Annotated in this window: 1 protein-coding gene; it reads left to right on the top strand. The window is 35.4% G+C overall.

The annotated features are described in order from the left end of the window. Positions 1-234 precede the first annotated feature (234 nt). On the top strand, positions 235-1090 hold an 856-nt coding region (locus N3F66_15060; GenBank protein ID MCX8125466.1), incomplete at its 3' end, for a hypothetical protein.

Below are 1090 nucleotides of genomic sequence, written 5' to 3'. Positions count from 1 at the left end.
TTCAATGTAGATTACAAATAATATGGCATAATGGGAAATTGCTTATTTTATGTATTGAAGTTAAATTTTGTTTTTGCGTTAAAAAAATAAAAAATTTAATATTAAAAAGCTTGTCATATATATAATAGTTATAATACAATATTATATTATTAATTGTTATAAAAATTTTTTTTATTGAAATAATAGCTAGTGTTAACATTTTGGCTATTTATAGTTTTTTAGGAGGTTATATATATGGTTGATGTTAATTCTATAACTTTGCGCCGTAAACCATCGTATCCTTTATCAAAGTGGCTGGATGATTATAACAGTAAAAAAGTTACTGCAGAGGAAGCGGCAAATATCGTTGAATCTGGCGACAGGGTGTTCTTAGGAGGCGGGACGGGGATTCCTGCATCGTTTGCAACTGCATTGGGTAAAAGAGCAGGTAGCGTTAAAGATGTTACCATTTACCAGGGATATGCTATGGGTCTTTATGACTATATGAAACCTGAAAACAGAGAGAGTTTCCATATTGAAACAATGTTTGTTGGACCCATGGAGCGTGTGTGCATGGAATGGAAGATGGCCCATTATAAGCCCATGCATTTAAGTGATATACCACAGGCTGGTATGGATGCACGATGCAATAGGGTTGCTTTTACAGCAACGCCGCCTAATGAAGAAGGTTTTATGAATTTATCATGTTTTGGGGCTTTCCTGCCACGAAAAGAAGTAATATTGAATGCAGAAACGGTTATTGCTGAAATAAATAGAAATACACCGTGGCTAAACAGTGTTGATTTTCTGGTTCATGTATCGGAAGTTGATTATATCATTGAACAGGATACTCCATTATTTGAATTGCCTGAAATTCCTATCACTGATGTTGAAAGAAAAATGGCAGCAATTATTGCTGATCTGATCCCTGATGGAGCAACGATTCAGCTTGGATTTGGGGGGTTAGCAAATGCCATTGGCAATCTGTTATATACAAAAAAAGATTTGGGCATGCATGGTGAAGTTGTAACCCCTTCTGTCATGCGTTTAGTAGAAGCAGGAGTAATTAATGGGGTTAAAAAGACCTTCTATCCTGGTAAGGTTATAGCTG

This window comes from Spirochaetota bacterium (genome assembly GCA_026414805.1).
Classification (GTDB): domain Bacteria; phylum Spirochaetota; class UBA4802; order UBA4802; family UB4802; genus UBA4802.
The sequence above is the reverse complement of the archived record's forward strand: the minus strand, read 5'-3'. Positions and strand labels throughout refer to the sequence as shown.